The sequence below is a fragment of the Xanthomonas hortorum genome (assembly GCF_024339125.1).
Lineage (GTDB): Bacteria > Pseudomonadota > Gammaproteobacteria > Xanthomonadales > Xanthomonadaceae > Xanthomonas > Xanthomonas hortorum.
In genome coordinates this window covers 1,577,670-1,600,395 of record NZ_CP101417.1, presented here as the reverse complement: position 1 = coordinate 1,600,395, position 22,726 = coordinate 1,577,670, and the positions used below count along the sequence as shown (strand labels likewise).

Below are 22,726 nucleotides of genomic sequence, written 5' to 3'. Positions count from 1 at the left end.
CATTAGATCTGCGTCATCGAGAGCACTCGCTCAATTCTTTGAATTAATTAGTGCTACTCGATGACATCTTGCCTTGTACGTCAAAGTGGCCGTACTGACCGAAGCCACTTCAAGGAACCTTAAGGCACCCAAATCAAATTCATCAACTGCGGATCGGCAGTGACCTTGACCAGCTTGCCGCTGGGGCCGAACTGCACCTGATACTCGGAAAAACTGTCGCGCCAGTAGCGCCACAGCGAAGCTTCCAGGTTGGGGTTCTCGCTGCTGATCGGGTAGCCGACCGCCATCAGGACCTGTTCGCGGGTCATGCCGCCGGTGAGCTTGCCATCGTTGATGGCCTGGCGAATCTTCGGCGGGAAGGTGGCGAGCTTGAGCTTGGGGTCGGCGGTGACGATGTAGCGGGCGGCGAAGGCGGTGTTGTCTAGGTCGCGGCTGTAGTCGTTGCCGATGGATTGCTTTTCGCCGGCGATCTTGAGGTTGACGCGGTTGCGGCCGAAACCGGTGACGCTGACCGGGGTGCCGACGGGGAGCACGCGCTTGCCGTCTTCGGCGTAGTTGCTGTCACTGATCCAGCTGCCGTCGGTGCGCAGGTTGCAGCACAGAAAACCGTCGTACTTGGCGACGTCGGCCGCGGTGGCCAGGGCGGAGGCGGTGAGCAGGCTCAGGGCCAGCAGGGAAGAACGCAAACGCATCGTAAAGACTCCTTTCTCGACGGCCGTGGCCGCGCGGCAATGATGAGATGAGGCGCGCCGCCGTTTCCCCAACGGCGCGCAGGCATTGTCGCAGCCTCGGGCAGCTTGGCAAGCGCGGCGGGTGACGCGGCCGGCATCGGTTTGTGTATGCTCGGAGCCGTGGAAACCCTCTCACCCGCCGAGATTGCCGAGCAGATCGCCGAGTTGCGGCGCGCCCACCGCGCGTTGGACGAGGAGATTCAGCGCGTGCCCGCGAACATGGACGACGAGCTGCAGATGAAGCGCTTGAAGAAGCGCAAGCTGCATCTCAAGGACTGCATTACGCGGTTGGAAATGGAGCTGGTGCCTGACGAGCCGGCGTGAGGTTGGTGCGTGCGGCCGCTTGGGTTTGCTTTGCGGTTGTTGGTATCGGCAGCGCGGGGGATAGGCAGTTGGGTCACTGAGTGATGCAGGCAGCGTTTGTCTGATGGCCACCGCGGGCTTTAGCTGAGGCTCGTCGCGTTGGTCGCTTGGGCCGTACCCTCACCCCAACCCCTCTCCCGGGGGGAGAGGGGCTTTGTCTCCTTGTTTTTGTGGCTAAATGCGGCCTGCTAGCGAGTCGCGCCCTTGCCCTAGCCCGCGCGTAGCAGGACCTTGCCACTGCGTCCCGGTTCGGCACTTGCTGCGGCGGCTTTGGCGGCATCTTCCAGATCGAACACGGCTTCAACGGGCAGAGCCAAGCTGCCATCGACAGCGGCCTTGAGCAGTTCGCCGATCATGCGGCGCTTGTCCTCGGGCTTGGTGGCGGCCGTGACCTTGCTGCCCCAGAAGCCGCGCACGCTGGCCTGCTTGAAGATCACATCGCCGCTGGAAATCTGCAGCGGCTCGCCGGTCATCGATCCGAACGAGATCAGCTCGCCGCCTTCGGCCAGCAGCGCCATCAACTCGCCGGCCGCGCTGCCGGCGACCGAGTCGATGGCACGCACGATCGGTGCGTCGCCGGCCAGCGCGCGCGCCTTGTCCTGCCAGCCTGCTTGCGCGGTGGAGATTGCGTTGCCGATGCCCAGCGCTTTCAGCTCGTCCACGCCGGCGTCGCGGCGCACCAGGTTGATCACGTTGATGCCGCGTGCGGCGGCGAGCATGGCCACGGTCTTGCCGACCGCGCCATTGGCGGTGTTCTGCACGATCCAGTCGCCTTTTTTGACGTGCAAGGATTCGATCAGCATGAGGGCGCTCAGCGGCATGGCGATCAACTGGCAGCCGCGGTCATCGTCGAGTGCGTCGGGCAGCGGGACGACGCCGGAGGCGTCAGCAAGGAAGTATTCGGCCCAGCTTTCGTGCACGCCGGCTGCAACGACGCGCTGGCCCACTTGCAGGCCTTCGACACCTTCGCCGAGGGCGTCGATCACGCCCGCCGCTTCGCTGCCGCCGATGGCCGGGAGTTCGGGCTTGTAGCCGTAGTTGCCGCGCACAGTCCACAGGTCGTGGTTGTGGATGGGCGAGCGGCGCATGGCGATGCGGATCTGGCCCTTGCCCGGCTGCGGCGTGAGCCGCTCGCCGAGTTCGAGCACCTGGGCGGGGTCACCGAATTGGGTGTGGACGGCTGCGCGCATGGAGGTCTCCTGCCGGGCACGCTCTTGCTGCGACGCGCCCGATCGTTGTGAAAGGTGGCGCGATGCTATCGGCAGGGCTGCAAGGGAGGGATGAAACGAACGGAACTGCTGTGTGAAGTTGTTGGCGTGCGCGAGTAGTGACGATGCTCTGCTGCAGCGCTGGAGGATTTGCGTGCTGGCCGACCCTCATCCGCCCTTCGGGCGCCTTCTCCCGGAGGGAGAAGGGAAGCGTCTTGCGCGTCTGCGCCTACCTACGTGCCCTGCCATTGGCTCACCCTCACGTACTGCAGGGAGACGATGGCGTTTGCACCGCCGCCTTACTCAGCCGGCGGCGACACCACATCCGGCTTTGCCGCTTCCGGGCTGACCCGCTCGATCGTGTGCCGCAGCTCGCGGCCCAGGATGAACTTGGCATCCTTGGCCCACGCATCCAGGCGCTCGTCGAATACCAGCTTGCTGTTTTCGTCCGGCCACACCAGGCGCAGTTCGCGCAGTTTCTGGATGAAGCTGCGGAACAGGGTCTTGTCGAAGAACTCCGGGGCGGCCGGGGCGTACAACAGGCTCAGGCGTTGCGCGGCCTGTTGGCACAGGCTTTCCAGTTCGCCGGCGCCGAGCACACCGGGGCCGTTCTTCACCAGCACCGAGATGGCGATGTAATAGCGCTCGAACGCCTGCTGTAGCGAATGCCCGATCGCACGCAGGCGAAACACTTCATCGGTCTGCCCGGTGTTGCGGGTCAGCACGCCGCCATCATCGTCGGCGACGTTGAGCAACAGGCCTTCGCGCACAAACATGTCGATGGTCTGTTCGATGCGTTCGGCAAAACGGTCTTCGCTCCACGGCAGAAACAACTCCGCCTGCAGGAACGGGTACACGGTGCGGCCCAGCCGCAGCAGGCCGGCACGGCTCATGCGGCGATTGTTCTGGAAGCAGCACGCCACCCACGACGATGCGGTAAACAAATGCAGCACGTTGTTGCGGAAGTAGCTCAGCAACACCGCGGTGTCGCCGCTGACGCTGAGCACATCGCCCAGCGGATGCGACACACGCGTGAGCACGTTGATCTCTTCGGCGTGGGTGATGATGCGCGCCGGGGTGTGCGGGGTGACGGTGACGCGGTCCGAATACGGCATCTCCGCCAGCAGCTTCTTGCACAACTCGATCTGCGCGATCAGGTCGGCCTCGCCCATCGCATGCTTGGGCGTGGACAGCAGCGCCAGCGCCAGCAGGTTGATCGGGTTGACGTCGGCGGCGCAGTTGATGCGGGTCTGGATCTGGGTGGACAGCGTGTCCACCGCCGGCGCGAGCCAGCTGGGTTTTTCATCGTCGGGCAGGGGTTGGCCATCCCACTCCGGGGCGTGCTTGGCCAGCACGTCGTTGAGCGCGATCGGCTCACCGAAGTTCACCACCACCTGGCCGTAGTTCTGCTTGAGCACCTTCGGGATCGACCACAGCAGGCCCCAGATGGATTCCTTTTCCTTGGGCCGGCCGGTGAGCTCGTCCAGATAGCTGTTGCCTTCCATCAACTTTTCGTAGCCGATGTAGACCGGCTGGAACAGCACCGGCTTGCGCGGCTGGCGCAGGTAGGCGCGCAGCGTCATCGCGATCATGCCGCCCTTGGGCTGCAGCAGACGGCCGGTGCGCGAGCGCCCGCCTTCGACGAAGTATTCGATCGAGTAGCCGCCGGCCACCAATTGGGCGACGTATTCGCTGAGCACCGCCGAATACAGCGCGTTGCCGCGGATGCTGCGGCGGATGAAGAACGCACCGCCCTTGCGCAGCAGCGTGCCGACCACCGGCAGATTGAGATTGATGCCGGCCACGATGTGCGGCGGCACGATGCCGCGTTCGTACAGCAGGTAGCTCAGCAGCAGGTAATCCATATGGCTGCGGTGGCTGGGCACGTAGACCACTTCGTGCCCGGGCGCGGCCTGTTTGAGCTTGTCCAGGTGATGCACCAGCACACCGGCGTAGATGCGGTTCCACACGTGGGTGAGCAGGAAGCTGGCCGAGCGCACCACCGGGCTGGAATAGTCGGCGGCGATTTCCCAGGCGTAGGCATGCGCCTTGCGCCAGGCATCCACCGGCTTGGAGTTGTCGCGCCTGGCCTGGGTGGCGATGGCCTCGCGCACCGAGTCGGCGGCCAGCACCTGGTCCACCAGCAGGCGGCGGGTGGACAGATCCGGCCCGATCACCGCCTCGCGGATACGCCGGAAATGGGTGCGCAGCACGCGCTGCAATTTGCGCAGGGTGCGCTCGGGCGGCAGGCCCTCGGCCATGGTCTGGCGCAGCGAGATCGGCGGGGCGAAGCGCACGATGGTGGTGCGGCCGTTGAGCAGCACCGCCAGCAGGCGCCGGAAGCGGCCCACCAGCGCCCAGTTTTCCGAGAACAGCACCGCGAACCAGCCGCTCTGCTTGTCCGGCGCGCGGCCGACGAAGATCGACACCGGCACCAGATGCACGTCCAGGTCGTCGCGCACGCGGTGCGCCTGCAGCAGCTTGGCCAGCGAATCCGAATGGGTCTTGCCGCCGCGCTGCTCGGGGATCAACGAATTGCTGCTGCTGCGCCGCGACAGCGCCAGATAGGCGCGCTTGCGCTGCAGCGGGTCGCCCGGCAGCGGCACCAGTGGCGAGGGCAGCCCGGCCTCGCGGCAGGCCTTGTCCAGGATCAGGGCGCTGGACAGGCCGTAGTCCTCCAGCACGTAAACCACCGGCGTGCCGTCGTCGTAGCGGCTCGGTTGATCCGGTTCGATGGTCAGGCTCAGCCACGGGTCGGCCAGCCGGCCGAGCAGGCGCGCCCACCACGGGCGTTTGGCGTTACGGGCGGCGGCGACGGCCGGCGCAATCGACGGCACGGCGTCCGGCGGAACCGGTACGGCCGTCGGCAATGCCGCGGCTGTGGCACCGAGATCGGCGGCGGCAGCGCTGGGCGGGGCGGGCTGGCCGTCCGGGAACGGCAGGGGATTTTGTTCTGGCATCGCGGTCATTATCGCCCAGCCGGGCGTTGCCCGGTGTCGGCCGGCGGGGCGGGTGCGGCCGGCGGGGTGTCGGGCGCTGCAGCGGCGCCGGGTAAGGGCGCAGCCGGCGCGGCGCTGAGCAGCGCCTGCACCTCGTCCTGGGTCTGCTGCGGGTACCAGTGGCCTTCGCGCTTGAGCAGGGCGATGGTGAGGTCGATGTCATGCGCTGCAAGGGGATAGCGCAGCCGCACCTGGGCGCGCTCGCCCTCCTGTTTGATCAAGCCGGTGCGCAGCGCATCCAGGCTGGTGTCCAGCGACAGGCCGTAGCGCTCCAGCACCTGCTTGGCCGCTGCCCAGAACGGCCCGAGCCGGCGCAGGCTCTCTTCCATCCCCAAGCGCTGCAGATCGGCATCCGAGCCGATACCGGTGGCGCGGGCGGCAGTCACCAGGTCGGTGATGCTGGCCTTGGCGCGGGCGCGATCGGCCAGCGGCGCGGTCGCGGCCCAGGCGCTCAAGGCGTCGACCAGTTGCACGTAATGCGCGCGCTGCTCGGGCTGGTAGTCGTTGCGGCTGCGCAGGTATTGCACGCCGAACTGGCCCAGCGACTGCGCGGCCTGGCGGATGCCCTGCGCCTGCCCGGCCAGTTGCGCATCGAAGGCCTGTTGCAGCTGGCGTTCGGCACCGGGCGCCGACAGCGCGCCGAGCAGGTTGCCGACCTCGTTGGGCAGCGGCAGCTCAGTCAACGGCCAGCGGCTGGCACCGCTGCGCCAGGCCGCTTCCAGCTGGGTGTACTGCGCAGGCGTGACCCGGATCCGCGCATAGGCAACCAGATCGTTGCGCCGCAATGGCATGGTCATCGACTGCATCGCCGCTGCCGGCTCGGCGGTGGCGCCGGGCAAGGCAGCGGCGGTGTCGCTGCGCTGGCAGCTACTGGCGCATAGCGCCGCCAGCAGCACCCACGCGATGGACTGGAACCGGCCGGCGCGGACGGTGGATAGCGACATGCGCACGATGTTCCCCTGATCGATCGGCGCATCTTGCTGTCTGAATGCGTTGGCGGCAAGGCGCGCGACAACCGTGCGCTCGGGTACGGTGGAAAACGTTAGATTTTCGTAGTTCCAGGCATGTTGTCGTCCAGTGTCCGACATTGACCGCTGTTGTCTTCTCCGGACAAACTTGTCCAGGCATCTGCTCCGAGCCCTTGTGCCGCCTGCGTTTGCTGCAATGCTGCAGCGCATCATGTAAGCGCTTGCAGTTCCTGCTAGCGTGCGCGCCATCTCGTTCTGAGATCGCCATCGGTCGGGGCCGATGTCATCCATGTGCATGTGTGGCACGAATGTTCTGCGCCAGCGGACCATGCGCCCTGACCCGGCGCGCGGCGCCAGGCGCGTTGTTTTGGGGAGTGCGAGAGCATGAGTCGACCAAGGTCCGAAGGCGGTAGCGTCACCATCAAGGATGTCGCGCGCGAAGCGCAGGTGTCGGTGGCCACGGTCTCGCGCACCATGAACGGGCATCAGCACGTGGCCGAGTCAGTGCGCGAACGCGTGTTGCAGGTCGCCCGTGCGCTTCACTACATCCCGCATCACGCCGCGCGCAGCTTGAGCAGCCGGCGCACCCACACCATCGGCGTGGTGTTGCCGGACCTGCATGGCGAATTCTTTTCCGAATTGATCCGCGGCATCGACCAGGTAGCGCGCGAGCAGGGCTATCACCTGCTGGTGTCCAGCTCGCACGGCGACCCGCAGGCGCAGCGCAAGGCGCTGGAACGCCTGCCCGGGCGCGTGGACGGGGTGGTAGTGATGTCGCCCTCGCTGGGCGACTCCGGCGTGCACGAAGACGCGCTGCCCGGCGGCCTGCCTGCAGTGCTGCTCAACTGCGCCGGCACGGCCAGCCAGCGCCCGGTGCTCAACGTGGACAACTACGGCGGCGCGCGGTTGATGACGCGGCATCTGCGCGACAGCGGCCATCGTCGCATCGCCTTCATCGCCGGGCCGGCCGACAACTTCGACGCGCATGAACGTCTGCGCGGCTATCGCGACGAACTGGCGCTGGATGCCGATGCGCAGCCGTGGGTGCTGCCGGGCAACTTCGATGAAGAATCCGGCTACCGCGCCGGCCAGACGCTGGCGCAGGACACACGCCCGGATGCGGTGTTCGCGGCCAACGACATGATGGCGCTGGGCTGCCTGTTCGCGCTCGGCCATGCCGGGCTGAAGGTGCCGCAGGACATCGCGCTGGCCGGCTTCGACGACGTGCCGATGGCGCGCTACGTGCTGCCGGCGCTGACCACCATGCGGGTGGATATCGCCGGGCTGGGCGCGCGTGCATTGCAACTGTTGCTGGGTCAGCAGCTGGTCGATGCGCCTGCACCGCCCACCGATGCCGCACCGCCGGCGTTCTCCGAGATGGTTCCCGAATTGATCGTGCGCGCTTCCAGCGCGCCGCGTGCTGCGCCTCCTACCTGAGACGCGCCATCGCGCTTTGCTGAGCTTGTGTTGCTTGCAGTCCCACAGTTGTTGCCCGCTGTCCCGCTTTACGTAATACCGACGCGCCAGCCACTCCGCTGGTTCGCGCTTTACCCCTGGGAGGGGGAAAGTCATGAAGCATTACCGCACTGTCTCCACCCTGCCGGCGCGCAGCCTGTTGTGCTGCGCCTTGGCCGCCTCGTTGCTGGCCAGCACGCCAGCCATGGCCCAGTCCAGCAACGCGACGTTGCGCGGTCAGGTCGCCGCGGCACAGGCCGGCACAACCGTGACCGCGACCAATGTCGCCAACGGCGCCGTCCGACGCGTGCCCACCGGCGCCGACGGTAGCTACGCGCTGGTCGGCCTGCCTCCGGGCACCTACAAGGTGGACGCCGGCCCCGGCAGCGAGCAGACCGTGACCTTGTCGGTGGCCTCGTCGGTCACCTTGAACCTGGGCGGCGCGGCGGCAGCCGCACCTGCCGGCGATGCGACGACGCTGGACGCGGTGCAGGTCACCGCCACCACGCTGCAGGAGGTCAAGACCTCTGAAGTGGGCACCAACGTGTCGCTGAAGCAGATCAGCACCGTGCCGCAGCTGACGCGCAACTTCCTGGAGTTCGCCGACACCGTGCCGGGCATGCAGTTCGAGACCAACTCCAACGGCAACAGCCAGATCCGCGGCGGCGCGCAGGGCAGCTCGGCGGTGAACGTCTACATCGACGGCGTTGGCCAGAAGAGCTACCTGTTCGGCGGCGTGTCCGGCCAGGAGCAGAGCGCGGGCAATCCGTTCCCGCAGCTGGCGATCGGCGAGTACAAGGTCATCACCTCCAACTACAAGGCCGAGTTCGACCAGGTGGGTTCGGCGGCGATCGTGGCCTCCACCAAGTCAGGCGGCAATGAATTCCATGGCGAGATCTTCGGGCGCACCAGCAATACCGATTTCCGTGCGCGCCAGGCCGATGAGCGCGCCGGCGCACCCAATGCCGACGGCAACAAGCGCAAAACCCACCAGGACGAATACGGTTTTGCGCTGAGCGGGCCGATCGTGCAGGACAAGGCGCATTTCTTCTTCAGCTACGAAGGCAAGGGCTTCGAGGTCTCGGCCAACCCGGTGGCCGTGCCGGATCGTTTCAGCACCTTCGCCGATGACCTGCCGGCCGGCGTGCAGAGCCGGCTCGGCTCGGTGACCCGTCCATTCAACGAAGACCTGTACTTCGGCAAGGTGGACTGGGACATCGGCGAGAACGATCGTTTGGAGCTCACCGGCAAGTACCGCGACGAAGAAAGCCGCGACAGCGTCGGCGACCAGACCACCGCGATCGCCTCCAAGATCAATCTCAATACCGAAAAACGCTTCGACCTGCGCTGGCAGCATTACGGCGAGCGCTACGTCAACGAAGCACGCGTGTCCTATGAAGACGTGTTGTTCAATCCCACCGCCTACACCCTGGGCAGCCAGACCGTGTACACGCGCGGCATCGCCGAAGACGACGTGCTGCTCAACGACGGCGCCACCAGCGGCCTGGCGATCCAGCGCAAGGGCCAGAAAGGCCCCAGCTTCCAGAACGATCTGACTTTCAACAACCTCGAATGGCACGGCAACCACGTCATCAAGATGGGCGTGAAGTACAAGGAAGTGGAGCTGACCCAGAGCGAAAACTCTGCGGCCAACCCGTCGTTCTATTACGCAGTGGGCGATGGCGTCGGCACTGCGGCCACGCCCTATCAGGTGCGCTTCAATCTGCCGTTCGCCGGTGCCGCGCCGTCGGTGACCACCACCAGCAAGCAGCTGGGCCTGTACATCCAGGACGATTGGGACGTCAACGACAAGCTGCAGTTGAACCTCGGCGTGCGCTGGGATGGCGAAAAGATTCCCTCGTACCTGGACAACGTGACCCCGCCGGAAGTGGTGGCGGCCTTGAACGGCCCCGGCACCGATCCAGCGGTGAGTGCCACCTACGCCGAGCAGCTCGCCAAGGGCGGGGTGAACATCAACGACTACATCAGCAACGGCCGCAATCGCAAACAGGACAACAACAACTTCGCGCCGCGCCTGGGCTTTTCCTACGATTTCCGTGGCGACGAGTCGCTGGTGCTGTTCGGCGGTGCCGGCCGCAGCTACGACCGCAACCTGTTCGACGTGATGGGCCTGGAGCAGATCAAATCCGCGCTGGCGCAGTACACGATCCGCTTTGCCGGGCCCACCAACTGCGTCCCGGCGCCGGGTACATGCACCGCCTTCGATCCGGCGTTTGTGAGCAATCCGGACAGCCTGGGCAACCTGGTCGACGCGCGCGTGCGCAACGGCGAGATCAATCTGCTCAATAACGATCTGAAAACGCCGTATGCGGACCAGTATTCGCTGGGCCTGCGTACCCAGCTGGGCGACTGGAACACCTCGGCGACGGTGTCGTATATCCACAGCAAGGACGGTTTCATCTTTACCCTGGGCAACCGCTATGCCAACGGCGATTTCTTCCAGAACGGCGCTCAGGCGTTCGAGCAGCGGCCGCAGGGCTTCGGCAATCTGATCATCGGCAACAACGGCGTGGAGACCAAGACCGGCCAACTGCTGCTGTCGGCGGACAAGGCCTATACGCAGGAAAGCGGCTGGGGCCTGACCGCGGCGTATACCTTCTCGCGCGCACGCGGCAATCGCGGCAACGACGATCGCTACGGCTTCGATGCGGCCACCATCGCCGACTACCCGTTCCTGGACCTCAATGCGGTGCCGCGTCACCGCCTGGTGCTCACCGGCATCTACGACCTGTTCTGGGGCATCAGCGGCTCGGCCAAGCTGACCCTGGCCACGGTGCCGCCGCGTAACGAGGCGATCTCGTTCGATCAGTACGGCGGCCCGAATTCGGACAATATCCGCGTGGTCTCGGTGGATGCGCCCGGTGGCAAGTTCATCGCCGGCGGCGACATCTTCGGCACCCGTCAGCTGGATCTGTCGTTGTCCAAGGACATGCACATCACCGATGCAGTGACCGTGCAGGTGCGCGGCGATTTGATCAATGCGCTGAACTTCCGCAACTACGATCAGTACAGCATCGACTGGGGCAGTGCCGGCATTTACGACCCGCGCGTGAGCATCAACCAGTACGGGGCGATGTCCACCCCGCCCCGCACCTTGTTCATGAGCGCCCGCATCATCTGGTAACGGCTGGCTGGGCGACGCCCGGTGCCTCGGCGCCGGATGCCGTTGGTTGCCAAACCAGTCGTCGATCACTGCACGGCCCCATTGCACTGGGGAGGGGCCGCCTGCAGGTTTCATGCAGTTTGCTTATCGGCAGTGTGTCCACGCAGCGCGTTGCTTGATGCGAGCGATGCTGCAGGCAACACGCTTCCTTCGCGATCGTTTTTTGTTGTGTTTGCAGTCTCTGCTGTCTGTTGCCGCTGTACCCGTTCCGTCCACACCAAGCACTAACCTGACGCGCCAGTCACTTCACTGGTTCGCGCTTTACCCCTGGGAGGGGGAAAGTCATGAAGAATCACCGCACCGTCTCCACCCTGCCCGCACGTAGCCTGTTGTGCTGCGCCCTGGCTGCCTCGTTGTTCGCCACCACCCCGGCCATGGCCCAGTCCAGCAACGCCACGTTGCGCGGCCAGGTCGCGTCCGCGCAAAGCGGCAGCGAGGTCGTCGTCACCAACCTCGCCACCGGCTCGGTGCGACGCGCGCCGGTCAATGCGAACGGCAACTACACCATCGTCGGTTTGCAGCCGGGCACCTACAAGGTTGAATCCAACGGCGCCAGCCGCACGGTGACCCTGTCGGTGGCCTCCAGCGCCACCGTCGATCTCGGCACGGAGGCGGCGGCATCGCCGGCCGGCGATGCGACCACGCTGGACACAGTGACGGTCAGCGCGCCGATGATTCGCGACGTGAAAACTTCGGAAGTGGGCAACACCGTGTCGCTGCGCCAGATCCAGCAGCTGCCGCAGGCCACGCGCAACTTCCTGGAATTTGCCGACACCGTGCCGGGCATGGTGTTCACCATCGACCAGGACGGCAACACCAAGTTGCGCGGCGGTGCGTCCAACGCCAGCTCCAGCAATCTGTACATCGATGGCGTGAGCCAGAAGAGCTACGTCTCCGGCGGCGGCATTGCCGGCCAGGACGAGACCCAGGGCAATCCGTTCCCGCAGTTGGCGATCGGCGAATACAAGGTCATTACCTCCAACTACAAGGCCGAGTACGGCCAGATCAGCGGCGCGGCCATCACTGCGGCAACCAAGTCCGGCACCAACGAGTTCCACGGCGAGGCGTTCTACCGCTTCACCAATCAGGACCTGCGTAAAGAGCGCCCGGACGAAGCCGACGGCAAGGTCGATTCGCAGACCAAGGAATACGGGTTTGCGATCGGCGGACCGCTGATCCAGGACCGCATGCATTTCTTCTTCGCCTACGAAGGCAAGGACAACGTCGCGCCCAAGAGCGTGCAGCCCAGTGCCGAAGCGACGCCCTTCATCGGGCTGTTGCCGTCGAACCTGCGCGATCAATACGGCGCGTCGAACATGCCGTTTAGCGAGGACCTGTACTTCGGCAAGATCGACTTCGAACCGACCGACAACGATCGTATCGAATTGGCCACGCAGTACCGCGACGAAACCCAGGTCAGCAACGTGGGCGGCCAGAACGCACCCGACCGCGCCGTGGACAAGGTCAACAAGGACAAGCGCACCAGCTTGCGTTGGCAGCACAGTGCCGATGGCTGGTTCAACGAAGCCATCCTCACCACCGAGGATTCGCGCAATCTGCCGACGCCGCGCGGCGTGGGCAATGGTTCGATCTACACCTACATCGATCGCACCCAGGCCGACCCGCGCCAGTGGGTGTTTCTCAATACCGGCGCCGCCAGCGGCGAAGACTTCAAACTGCGCAGCCAGAAGGGCTGGTCGTTCCAGAACGACCTGACCTTCAATGCGCTGGAGTGGCACGGCGAGCACACCATCAAGACTGGCGTGACCTACCGCGACATCAAGCTGACCTCGCGCGAATCCAGCTCGCTCAATCCGCAGTTCAGTTATGAAGTCGGCCAGAACGGCGTGGCGCCGGTGCCGTTCCAGGTGCGCTATATCCGCGCGTTCGACAATCCCGGCCAGCTGCCGGTGGTCGAATCGCCGTCCAAGCAGTACGGCATCTATCTGCAGGACGACTGGGCTGCCACCGACAAGCTGATGATCAACATCGGCGTGCGCTACGACTACGAAGACACCCCGGCCTATACGGACTTCGTGACCTCGCAGCCGTTCGTGGATGCGCTGTATTCCGACGACCCGGCCAACCCCGGTCAGCCGTGGGCCAACCGCCTGCTGCCCAGCGGCGTCAACGTGGCCGATTACATCAGCACCGGCAACAACCGCAAGAACTTCAAGGACGCCTGGGCGCCGCGTCTGGGTTTCTCGTACGACCTGTTCGGCGATGAGGCGGCGGTGATCCACGGCGGTGCCGGCCGTTCCTACGACCGCAATCTGTTCGAGCAGCTGGCGCTGGAATCGGTCAAGGCCGCATTGTCGCCGGTGGTGGTGTACTTCAGCGATGCCGCCAGCGGCCAGGGCTGCTTCCGCGACGACCGTGTCTGCGCCCCATGGAATCCGGCGTTTCTCAACGGTATCGATCAGCTCAATACGATCGATGGCACCAACGACAGCTCCGAACTTTTCATGTTCAAGAACAAGCTCAAGACTCCGTACAGCGACCAGTACAGCATCGGCATCAGCAACCAGGTCGGCGACTGGCTGACCGATGTCACCTTCCAGCGCATCCTGTCTTACGACGGCCTGGTGATGAGCCTGGTCAACCGCTATCCGAACGGCGCGTATTTCGATGCCAACGGTGGCGTGCCGTGGGGCGAGCCGGTGCCCGGCTACCGCAATACCATCATCGGCGACAACGGTCTGGAGCAGCGCAGCAGCCAGGTCTTGCTGTCGGCCGAAAAGCCCTACACCAAGGAATCGGGTTGGGGCTTGAACCTGGCCTATACCCACACCAGCGCGCGCCAGAACCGCAACATCGACGAGCCATTTGCGTTCGACAAGGCCACCATCCGCGACTACCCGTTCGTGAAGTCCGATGCGGCCTCTGCGCATCGCTTCGTGGCTTCCGGCTCGCTGGATGGTCCGTGGGGCGTCACCTTCGGCGCCAAGCTGGTGTTGGCCACGCCGGAGCCGATCAACACGATTGCCTGCTACGGCTTCACCGATCCCGATGGCGGTACCTGCCAGCAGGTCGGCGTCGTCCCGCCGGGCAACGGCAAGTTCCTGCTGGGCGGCAAGATCTGGGGCTATCGCACCGTCGATCTGCAGGCCACCAAGGACTTCACCGTGGCCGGCGACTTCAAGCTGACCGCACGGGTAAACGTGCTCAACGCGTTCGACTTCAAGAACTTCACCCAGTACGAATACAACAGCTTTGGCAGCAACGGACGGCTTGACCCGGATATCACCGTTGTCAACAACGGCGAGATCAGCTACGTGCCACGCAGCGTGATCTTCGAGGTGGGCGCAAAGTTCTGATCCAACGTAACCTGCACGCGCATACGCTTGGATGCGCGTGATTCGAACGGGGCCGATTGGCCCCGTTCGCCTATCAGCTTCTGGAGCGACTGACAAAACGTAATGAGCAGTCGTCAGGTGGATGCGTCAACGCATGCAAATGGTGCTGCATGTCGCACCGGCTGCAACCGTCAGGCAGTGGGCGCAGACGTTTTGTCAGTGGCTTTATTTCTTTTGAGGACCGGACCTCCATGATCCCCGCTCCGCTTCGCAACATCGTCATCGTCGGCGGTGGCACCGCCGGCTGGATGGCGGCCGCCGCCTTCGCGCGCGTGCTTGGCCCCGGCTTCAACGTGCAGCTGATCGAATCCGAACAGCTCGGCACCGTTGGCGTCGGCGAGGCCACCGTGCCGCACATCAAGGCCTTCAACAATCTGCTCGGCATCGACGAAGCCGAGTTCGTGCGACAGACCCAGGGCAGCTTCAAGCTCGGTATCGAGTTCGTCGACTGGCAGCGCCCCGGCACCTCGTACATCCACGGCTTCGGCACCCAGATCGGGCATCCGCTTGGGCTGCTGCCGTTCCATCAGTACTGGATCAAGCAACACTTGCGCGGCAAGGCGCAGCCGCTGGGTGCGTACACGCTCAACACCGTGGCCGCCGTGCGCGGCAAGTTCATGACTTCGGCCGGCGATGTGCCGGCCAATTCGCCGCTGGCCAACATCGCCTACGCGTACCACTTCGATGCCACGCAGTACGCACGCTTTTTACGTGGCTATGCCGAGCAACGCGGCGTCATCCGCATCGAAGGCCTGGTCGAGCAGGTGCAGCTGCATCCGGACACCGGCCACGTGCAATCGCTGCAGCTGGCCTCTGGACAAGTAGTCAGCGGCGACTTGTTCATCGACTGCTCGGGCTTCCGTGGGCTGTTGATCGAAGAAGCGCTGCACACCGGCTATCACGACTTCACCCACTGGCTACCCTGCGATCGCGCACTGGCGGTGCCGTGCGAAAACGTCGGCCCGCCCACCCCGTACACGCGCTCCACCGCGCGCGCGGCCGGCTGGCAGTGGCGCATTCCGCTGCAGCACCGCACCGGCAACGGCTACGTGTATTCCAGCGCACACATCAGCGACGACGAAGCGGCCGCCACGCTGCTCGCCAACCTGGATGGCAAAGCGCTGGCCGACCCGCGCCCGCTGCGCTTCACCACCGGGCGGCGCAAGCAGTTCTGGAACCGCAATGTGGTGGCGCTGGGCCTGGCGAGCGGCTTTCTGGAGCCACTGGAATCGACCAGCATCCATCTGATCCAGGCCGGCATTTCTCGGCTGCTGGAATTGTTTCCGCGCGAGGGCATCAGCCCGGTGTTGGTGCAGCGCTACAACGACCGGCTGGCGTTCGAGTTCGACCGCATCCGCGATTTCCTGGTGCTGCATTACCACGCCACCGAACGCGACGACAGCGCGTTCTGGCGCCACTGCCGCACCATGCCGATCACCCCGGAACTGCAATTCACCCTGGACCTGTTCCGCGACAGCGGGCGCTTCTACCGCAATGCCGAGGAAATGTTCGCCGAGATCAGCTGGGTGCAGGTGATGGTCGGCCAGGGCGTGCTGCCGCAGGGCTATCACCCGCTGGTGGATCAGGTGCCCGACCATGACGCCGAACGCTTCCTGGCCAGCATCGCGCAGACCATCGGCCACTGCGTGGACGTCATGCCGACCCACCAGCAGTTCATCGATCGCTACTGCAAGGCGGCGGCGCCGCGTTGAGCAATGACTCGACGCCGCAGTCGCCGCACGCGCCGATCTGCAGGCAAAAAAAAGGATCGGGCACAAGGCCCGATCCCTTCGAAAACCGGGACAAGCCCGGTGGACAATGAGTGGCACAGCTTCCGACTGACATCGGACGAGGGCATCGTACGCAGCCCTTAACGTTAAAGCAACACTTTAATTCTACCGAATTAACTTATTGATTTTATTAGCCAGCGGATGCCATCAAGCGCCTCCCCACTACGCCTGGCGCTGCCCCAATGCCATACGAATCTCAGCCTGGATCGCATCCGCCGCCGCCGCCGGATCGGCAGCCAGGCGAATCGGGCGGCCGACCACGATGGCATCGGCGCCATCGTTGAACGCCTGCGCTACGCCCACGGTGCGCTGCTGGTCGTCGCCGACCGGGCCGCCGGGGCGGATGCCGGGGCAGACGATCGAAAAGGCCGGGCCGGTGGCGCGGCGGATCGGGCCGGCTTCCTGGCCGGAGGCGATCACTCCATCGATGCCGGCGGCCTGGGCGGCCAGCGCGCGCTCCACCACCACCTCCACCGGTTCGCGGTCGATACCCATCGCCGCCAGATCCGGCCGGCCCATCGAGGTCAGCACGGTCACCGCCAGCAAGCGCATGTCGCCGTGGTTGGCCTCGGCGGCGGCCTGCAGCATGCCCGCGTGCCAGCCGTGCACGGTGCAATAGCTCACCGGCCACTGCGCCAGGCGGCGGATGGTGCCGGCCACGGTGGCGGGGATGTCGAAGAACTTCAGGTCGACGAACACGCGTTTTTCGCGCTTGGCCAGGGCGTCGAGCACGTGGAAGTACTCGCCGGAGGCCAGCAGCTCCATGCCGATCTTGTAGAACGCTACCGAGTCGCCCAGCCGGTCCACCCAGGCGATCGCCTCGTCATGGCTGGGCACATCCAGCGCGAAGATCAGCCGCTCGTGCGCGGCCAGCGGCAATGGTGCGCGGCTCATCGGGCCACCTCCAGCGCGGCGCGCTTGGCGTCGTGGCGCTGCTGCCAGGGCTGGCTGAAGTCGTTGTTGAACTGCGCCGGCTCCCAGCCGCCGTAGCTGGGGTTGGGCAGCATCCACCAGCGCTCGCCGAACCAGTCGTGATATTGCTGCAGCAACGCGCCACGCGCCTGACTGGTGTTGGCGGTGACTTGCACAAAGTCGCCCAGCTGGTCGCCGAACTGCATCAGCACGCGGTACTTTTGCCCGGCCAGCTGGCGGCGGCAGTTTTTCTCGCTGCCGTTCTGCTCGCAGCCCTGGACCACCGTGCCCAGGCCCAGAAACACGCTGTCGTCGGCCACCGGCAGCCCGGCGCTGCGCAGGTTGGCCAGCGTGGCGTCCTTGAGGTGCACGGCGCGGTTGGAGATATAGATCAGGGTGATGCCGCGGGCGTTGGCGGCCTTGGCGAAATCCACCACGCCCGGAATTGCGGTGGCCTTCTTCTCGGCCACCCACTGGTCCCAGCTCAGCTCGTCGTATTCCTTGCCGTCGCGCAGCAGACGCGCCTGGTAGGGCGAGTTGTCCAGCACCGTCTCGTCCACGTCCAGCACCACTGCCGGCTTCAGCCCGGTGGCGGCATTGCCGCGTTCTTCGGGCACCAGCGCGTCCCAGTTGGGTTGCTTGAGTGCGGCGTCCAGCTTGTCGGCAGCGGCGCGGTAGGTCTGCTCGGCCACGGCGCGGTACTCCTCCGAACGCTGCATCCACAACACCGCGTTGAGATTGTCGTCGCCGGCCGGTGCGGCGGTGGCTGCGGGGTGCGTGGCGGTCTTGGTGGCAGCGGCGCTGGCGGCCGCATTGGCGGACACGGCGGCATCCTGCGCGCGCTGGGCCAGCTCCTTGTCGCCGGGCTTGCAGGCGCTCAAGGCCAGCACGGTGCAGGCGAGCAGGGACAACGGTGCGTAAAACGAGGGGCGCATGGCATCCACCAGAACAGGAGCGGCAATGAAGACCGCGATTTTAGCGGGTTCGTGCCCCGACGCTTCCATCGCACTGCTGGCAGCACCCGCGAGCAGGATCGGTATGCTTGCGGGCTGATCGCCCCCGGAGTCACCCATGACAGACGCACCTACCCCGCCCGTCCTCGATACCGCCCAGGCCCGCGTGCTCGGCTGCCTGATCGAAAAAGAGGCGACCACGCCGGATGCGTATCCGCTCACGGTCAACGCCGCGCAGGTGGCCGCCAACCAGAAGACCGCGCGCGAGCCGGTGCTGAATCTGCAGACCGGCGTGGTGCATCACGCCTTGCGCCAGCTGGAAACCCTGGGCCTGGTACGCCAGCAGTTTTCCTCGCGCGCCGAGCGCTACGAACATCGGCTGGGCAGCGTGCTGGATCTGACCCGGCAACAAGTGGCCGTGATCGGCCTGCTGCTGTTGCGCGGCCCGCAGACGCTGGGCGAGTTGTATGCACGCAGCGAGCGGCTGGTGCGTTTCAACGATGCCGACGACGTGCGCCACCATCTGGACCGGTTGATCCAGCGCAACCTGGCGGTGCAACTGCCGCGTGCCAGTGGCCAGCGCGAGGAGCGCTATGCGCATCTGCTCAGTGGCGAGCTGGACGTGGAAGCCCTGCAGGCTGCGGCTGCGCGTGCCGCACCGAGTTCGCGCAGCAGCGCCGACAGCAGCGAGCTGGAAGCGCGCGTGCACAGCCTGGAAGCCACCGTCGCCGATCTGCAGGATGCGCTGGCTGCGGTGCAGGCACGCCTGGAGGCGGCTGGCGCCTGAGGGCGCTGTTCTCCTGTCGGAGATGTCCACTTCACTTCGCCGCCCGCGCGGAGCGCAAATCACGCAACGACCGGCCATATCGCCAGACGACACCCTTGCCGAGCGGTAATGGAGCAGGTTGCGCCCCGCACCCGCTCACGTCGGCGTATCCACCTCGTCCCAGTCGGCGTCTTCGAAGTGCAGCAACCAGTTGAGGGTGTAGTGACGCTCGTAGACTACGCCGGGCACGATGCCGGCCGGTGGCGGTTGCTGGGTCTGGCCGGCCTGGCGCACCGCCCAGTGCAGGCGCAAGTGCCGGTCCAGCGCATCCAGCAGTTCGGGCACCGGCCGTAGCGTCAGCGACGGCCGCGTCGCGGCTTCGGCATGCTCCAGCGCGCACTGGGCAGCCAAGGGCACATCGCACAGGTCGGTTGGCTCCCGCAGCGCGTCGGCCAGCCCCAGGGCCCACTGCAGCACGGCCAGGCTCTCGTAGCGCCAGCCGAAGTTGGCGAGCTGCTGCGGCTCCGGCGCGCTTTGGGAAAAGAAGGTACGTTCCTGCGGCGACAGCGCGGCCGCCAGGCCCGGCAGACGGGTTTCAACTTCGTCCAACGATGGTGGTGCATCGCCAGAGGCCAGAATCTCCGCACGCAAGGCCACCGCAAACAACGCCAGCATCCGTTGTGTCACCGCTGCGCTATCGCGCACCCGCGCTTCGGCCTCGCCGGGCACCGGCGGCAAGCTGGGCGGCACGCGGATGCCTTGCGCGGTCAGCCGGGCCAGTTGCTGCGCACGCCGCTCCAACGCATCCGGCGGATACGGCACCTGCGCCTCATCGTCGATCGCCGGCTCGCCCTGGCTGATCAGCACCCGCCCGTGCGGGTCGCGCACGCTGCCGTCGGCCAGAAAACATACCGCGTTGGCCTGCTCGGCCCACTGCGCCAATTCCCCGAAAGCCGCGTCGTCGACCTCGAAGGTGAAGTGCTGACGCACCCGCTGCACATGCCGCATCAGGTGATAGCGCGCCTGGGTCATCTGGCCGTCGCCGGCCTGATTCACGTAGCCGACAAAACCATGCAGATGCGTCGCCAGTTCCGGATCGGCGTGGTCGCGGTGCTGCACGGCGGTACGCGGCAGAAAATCCGGCCACACCGGGTCGCGCAGGGTGGAATAGGCGTTGACCAGCAATGGCATGCGGGTGTCCTTGTTGGGGTGACGAACAAAACTACCGCGCTCACCATCAGACAGATGTCATCGGTGTTCGGTCCCTTATGTACCCCTCGTACACTGCGGTTGCTCGGCGCTGTCGGCGCCGAGCTGACGAACACTCGCCAGGTTTTGTTAGCCACTTTGGGCCGTGCGATAAGCCGGCAGGGTGCCGGAGGCACGCTCAGCTGTCCATGCCGGCGGGCGCAAGATCGATCGTGTAATACAGCACCGGATCGGCCTCCTGGCTCAGCACCCGCAGGCCTTGCCGATGCAATCCGAGGTTTTCCAGCGCGCGGATCGAATCGGCATTGCCCGGCGACACGATCGCGCACAACTGCGACAACGCCAGCACATCGCGTGCATAGTCCAGCACCGCCCGTCCTGCCTCGGTCACATAACCCTTGCCTCGGTAGGCAGGCAGCAGCGCAAAGCCGATATGCGGCACCGGCAAGGTATCGCGGCACAGCAGACCCAAGGTGCCTGCAAACGCGCCCTCGCGCGTCTCCACCGCCCAGTGTGCGAAGCCGTGTGTCTCCTGATGCGCTTGCGCCCACTCACGCAGATGATCGCGCGCCTGCTCGCGCGTGCGCACGCCGCGATCGTTGATGCCGGCGATAAAGCCGGGGTCGTTGACCAATACCAATATCGCATCGGCATCGCGCTCGGGATCGAGCGTGCGCAGGCGCAAACGAGCGGTTTCGATCACAACAGTCACGGCGCACTCCGGCATCGGGAAAAACCAGACTGCCGTGCAGGCCTGTCGCTGGCAAGCCTGCGCATGCGCAACAACCGCTAGTCGAACAACGCCTGGATCGCCGCCAGGCCCGCACTGGCGCGCTCTTTCTTGCGCTCGGCATCGGCCACCGGGTCGGCGCCGTCGCGCTGCAGTTCTTCGGCCGGGATCTCATCGAAGAACCGGCTCGGCTTGAGCCGCACATGCTCGCCGAACTTGCGCGTCAATTTGCTGTGGCTCATCCACAGCTGCTCCTTGGCGCGGGTGATGCCCACGTACAGCAGACGACGCTCTTCCTGCAGATTGCCTTCTTCCAGGCTCACTTCGTGCGGCAACACGCCGTCTTCGCAGCCGACGATGAAGACATAGCGGAATTCCAGGCCCTTGGACGCATGCATGGTCATCATGCGCACCTGGTTGCCGCCATCGTCCTTGTCGTTGCGCGACAACAACGCCAGCTGCGCGGCCAGATCGCTGGCGCTTGCGCCACGTGGGCCGCCTTCGAACCACTCGGCCAATTCGTCCAGATTGCGCTTGCGGCGCTGGAAGCCGGTTTCGTCCTTGGACTGGTTGCGCAGGTCGTTGAGCAGGCCGGATTTTTCGGCCAGGGTGCGCACCAATTCGCCGGCCGGCATTGAGGCCGAATGCTCGCGCATATCGCGCAGGATGTCGGTAAACGCGCTCAGGCCGTTGGCCGCACGCGGCGGCAAGTGCTGCAGCGCGCCCATCGATTCGGCCGCGCGCGACATCGGCACCGACTTCGCACTGGCAAGCTCGGCCAACCGCGCCAGCGAGGTCGCCCCCACTTCGCGCTTGGGCGACTGCACCGCACGCAAGAACGCCGCGTCGTCTTCGGGATTGACGATCAGCCGCAACCACGACAACACGTCCTTGACTTCCTGCCGCTCCAAAAACGCGGTGCCACCGGTCAGGTGATACGGCACGCGCAGCAACTGCAGCGCTTTTTCCAGCGGCCGCGATTGAAAATTGCCGCGGAACAGGATGCAGAAATCGCTCCACGGCACCTGCTTGGCGGTGCCCAGGAACGAGATCTCGGCGGCGACCTTTTCGGCCTCGTGTTCGCTGTCGCGGCATTCCCACACGCGGATGCGCTCGCCGTCGGCCTGGTCGCTCCACAGCGTCTTCAAATGCTCGTGCGGGTTGTGCGCGATCAAGGCGTTGGCCGCCCGCAGCACGCGGTTGGAGCAGCGGTAGTTCTGTTCCAGCTTGATGATTTCCAGGGCCGGATAATCGCGCCCCATCTGCTGCAGGTTTTCCGGATTAGCGCCGCGCCAGGCGTAGATGCTCTGGTCGTCGTCGCCCACGCAGGTGAAGTTGCCGCGCGGCCCGGCCAGCATTTTCAGCAGCCGGTATTGCGCATCGTTGGTGTCCTGGCACTCGTCCACCAACAGATAGCCGATGCGCTCGCGCCAGCCCATCACGATCTCTTCGTTGCCCTCCAGAATCTGCACCGGCAGGCGGATCAGATCGTCGAAGTCCACCGCGTTGAAGGTGGTCAGCCGCGCCTGGTAGCGCTCGTACAGGCTGGCCGCTTCTTTCTCGCGGTTGCTGCGCGCCGCGGCCATCGCCTGTTCGGGCGACATGCCGGCGTTCTTGGCCCGCGAGATCAGATTCTTGGCGTCCTCGATCGCATCGGGCTTGGCTCCATGCATCAGGTCCTTGATCTGCGCGGCGGCATCGTCGGAATCGAAGATCGAAAAGCCGCGCTTCAAACCGGCAGCGGCATGTTCGATCTGCAGAAACTTCAGCCCCAGCGCGTGGAAGGTACAGATGGTCAGCCCCTCGGCGCCATCGCCGCGGATACGCTTGGCCACACGCTCGCGCATTTCCTTGGCGGATTTGTTGGTGAAGGTGATCGCGGCGATGCGCTTGGCCGGATAGCGGCCAATGGCGATCAGATGCGCGATCTTTTCCACGATCACGCGCGTCTTGCCGCTGCCGGCACCGGCCAGCACCAACAAGGGACCTTCGCAGTGCAGCACTGCGGCGCTTTGCGGGGGATTGAGACCGTGCATAGAGGCTTCCAACAGAGCGGGCCATTGTACCGGCGCCGCGTCGGGCGAGCCGGCGGTGCCGGTTCA

At 65.4% G+C, this 22,726-nt stretch carries 15 protein-coding genes and 1 other RNA gene; 7 read left to right on the top strand and 9 right to left on the bottom strand.

Going from position 1 to position 22,726, the window contains the following annotated elements; all coding sequences use genetic code 11:
- Window positions 1–119 precede the first annotated feature (119 nt).
- A complete protein-coding gene (locus tag NMB96_RS06760) occupies window positions 120–692 on the bottom strand; it encodes a hypothetical protein (RefSeq protein ID WP_255086537.1) in 573 nt (190 codons plus the stop codon).
- A gap of 159 nt (window positions 693–851) precedes the next feature.
- Between NMB96_RS06760 and NMB96_RS06755 the strand changes: the two genes are divergently transcribed.
- Entirely contained in the window at window positions 852–1,055 is a 204-nt protein-coding gene (locus tag NMB96_RS06755; protein ID WP_023905744.1) for a YdcH family protein, read from the top strand.
- 248 nt (window positions 1,056–1,303) lie between these two features.
- Here NMB96_RS06755 and NMB96_RS06750 read toward each other — a convergent pair whose 3' ends face one another.
- The 3 genes from NMB96_RS06750 to NMB96_RS06740 form a co-directional block, all read right to left on the bottom strand.
- On the bottom strand, window positions 1,304–2,284 hold the full coding sequence (locus NMB96_RS06750; protein WP_023905745.1) for a zinc-binding dehydrogenase: 981 nt from the start codon (window positions 2,282–2,284) through the stop codon (window positions 1,304–1,306).
- Window positions 2,285–2,601: 317 nt separating this feature from the next.
- Window positions 2,602–5,271, bottom strand: coding sequence for a glycerol-3-phosphate 1-O-acyltransferase PlsB (gene plsB, locus NMB96_RS06745; protein WP_255086536.1), 2,670 nt, complete (start codon window positions 5,269–5,271; stop codon window positions 2,602–2,604).
- Window positions 5,271–6,245, bottom strand: coding sequence for a hypothetical protein (locus NMB96_RS06740; protein WP_255086535.1), 975 nt, complete (start codon window positions 6,243–6,245; stop codon window positions 5,271–5,273). Before NMB96_RS06740 ends, plsB begins: the two co-directional genes overlap by 1 nt.
- 408 nt (window positions 6,246–6,653) lie before the next feature.
- Here NMB96_RS06740 and NMB96_RS06735 point away from each other — a divergent pair, with 408 nt between their 5' ends.
- The 4 genes from NMB96_RS06735 (at window position 6,654) to NMB96_RS06720 (ending at window position 15,976) form a co-directional block, all read left to right on the top strand.
- A complete protein-coding gene (locus tag NMB96_RS06735; RefSeq protein WP_176341091.1) occupies window positions 6,654–7,706 on the top strand; it encodes a LacI family DNA-binding transcriptional regulator in 1,053 nt (350 codons plus the stop codon).
- A gap of 133 nt (window positions 7,707–7,839) precedes the next feature.
- The gene (locus NMB96_RS06730) at window positions 7,840–10,869 is read left to right on the top strand and encodes a TonB-dependent receptor (RefSeq protein ID WP_255086534.1); all 3,030 of its coding nucleotides are present in this window, start codon (window positions 7,840–7,842) and stop codon (window positions 10,867–10,869) included.
- Window positions 10,870–11,192: 323 nt separating this feature from the next.
- Window positions 11,193–14,225: a TonB-dependent receptor gene (locus NMB96_RS06725; RefSeq protein ID WP_023905752.1), complete on the top strand. Its 3,033-nt coding sequence runs from the start codon at window positions 11,193–11,195 to the stop codon at window positions 14,223–14,225.
- A gap of 230 nt (window positions 14,226–14,455) precedes the next feature.
- On the top strand, window positions 14,456–15,976 hold the full coding sequence (locus NMB96_RS06720) for a tryptophan halogenase family protein (RefSeq protein ID WP_255086533.1): 1,521 nt from the start codon (window positions 14,456–14,458) through the stop codon (window positions 15,974–15,976).
- A gap of 240 nt (window positions 15,977–16,216) precedes the next feature.
- Here the strand turns inward: NMB96_RS06720 and pyrF are convergent, their stop codons facing one another.
- Window positions 16,217–16,948 (bottom strand): orotidine-5'-phosphate decarboxylase, encoded by a 732-nt coding sequence (gene pyrF, locus NMB96_RS06715; protein ID WP_023905754.1) that lies wholly within the window; start codon window positions 16,946–16,948, stop codon window positions 16,217–16,219.
- Window positions 16,945–17,910 carry a 5'-nucleotidase, lipoprotein e(P4) family gene (locus NMB96_RS06710; protein WP_043889565.1) on the bottom strand — a complete coding sequence of 322 codons (966 nt, stop codon included), beginning with the start codon at window positions 17,908–17,910 and terminating at the stop codon, window positions 16,945–16,947. The genes pyrF and NMB96_RS06710 overlap by 4 nt, the downstream gene beginning before the upstream one ends.
- Window positions 17,911–18,037: 127 nt before the next feature.
- Here NMB96_RS06710 and NMB96_RS06705 point away from each other — a divergent pair, with 127 nt between their 5' ends.
- Window positions 18,038–18,706, top strand: a complete 669-nt coding sequence (locus tag NMB96_RS06705) for a YceH family protein (RefSeq protein ID WP_023905756.1) — start codon at window positions 18,038–18,040, stop codon at window positions 18,704–18,706.
- A gap of 135 nt (window positions 18,707–18,841) precedes the next feature.
- Here NMB96_RS06705 and NMB96_RS06700 read toward each other — a convergent pair whose 3' ends face one another.
- Window positions 18,842–19,876, bottom strand: coding sequence for a DUF4272 domain-containing protein (locus tag NMB96_RS06700; protein WP_023905757.1), 1,035 nt, complete (start codon window positions 19,874–19,876; stop codon window positions 18,842–18,844).
- Window positions 19,877–19,953: 77 nt separating this feature from the next.
- Between NMB96_RS06700 and NMB96_RS06695 the strand changes: the two genes are divergently transcribed.
- Window positions 19,954–20,029, top strand: a non-coding RNA gene (locus NMB96_RS06695) — sX9 sRNA.
- A gap of 43 nt (window positions 20,030–20,072) precedes the next feature.
- On the opposite strand, the gene NMB96_RS06690 is transcribed toward NMB96_RS06695, so the two are convergent.
- On the bottom strand, window positions 20,073–20,621 hold the full coding sequence (locus NMB96_RS06690; RefSeq protein ID WP_023905758.1) for a GNAT family N-acetyltransferase: 549 nt from the start codon (window positions 20,619–20,621) through the stop codon (window positions 20,073–20,075).
- A 62-nt stretch (window positions 20,622–20,683) separates the two neighbouring features.
- Window positions 20,684–22,660 carry a UvrD-helicase domain-containing protein gene (locus tag NMB96_RS06685; protein WP_023905759.1) on the bottom strand — a complete coding sequence of 659 codons (1,977 nt, stop codon included), beginning with the start codon at window positions 22,658–22,660 and terminating at the stop codon, window positions 20,684–20,686.
- Window positions 22,661–22,726 lie beyond the last annotated feature (66 nt).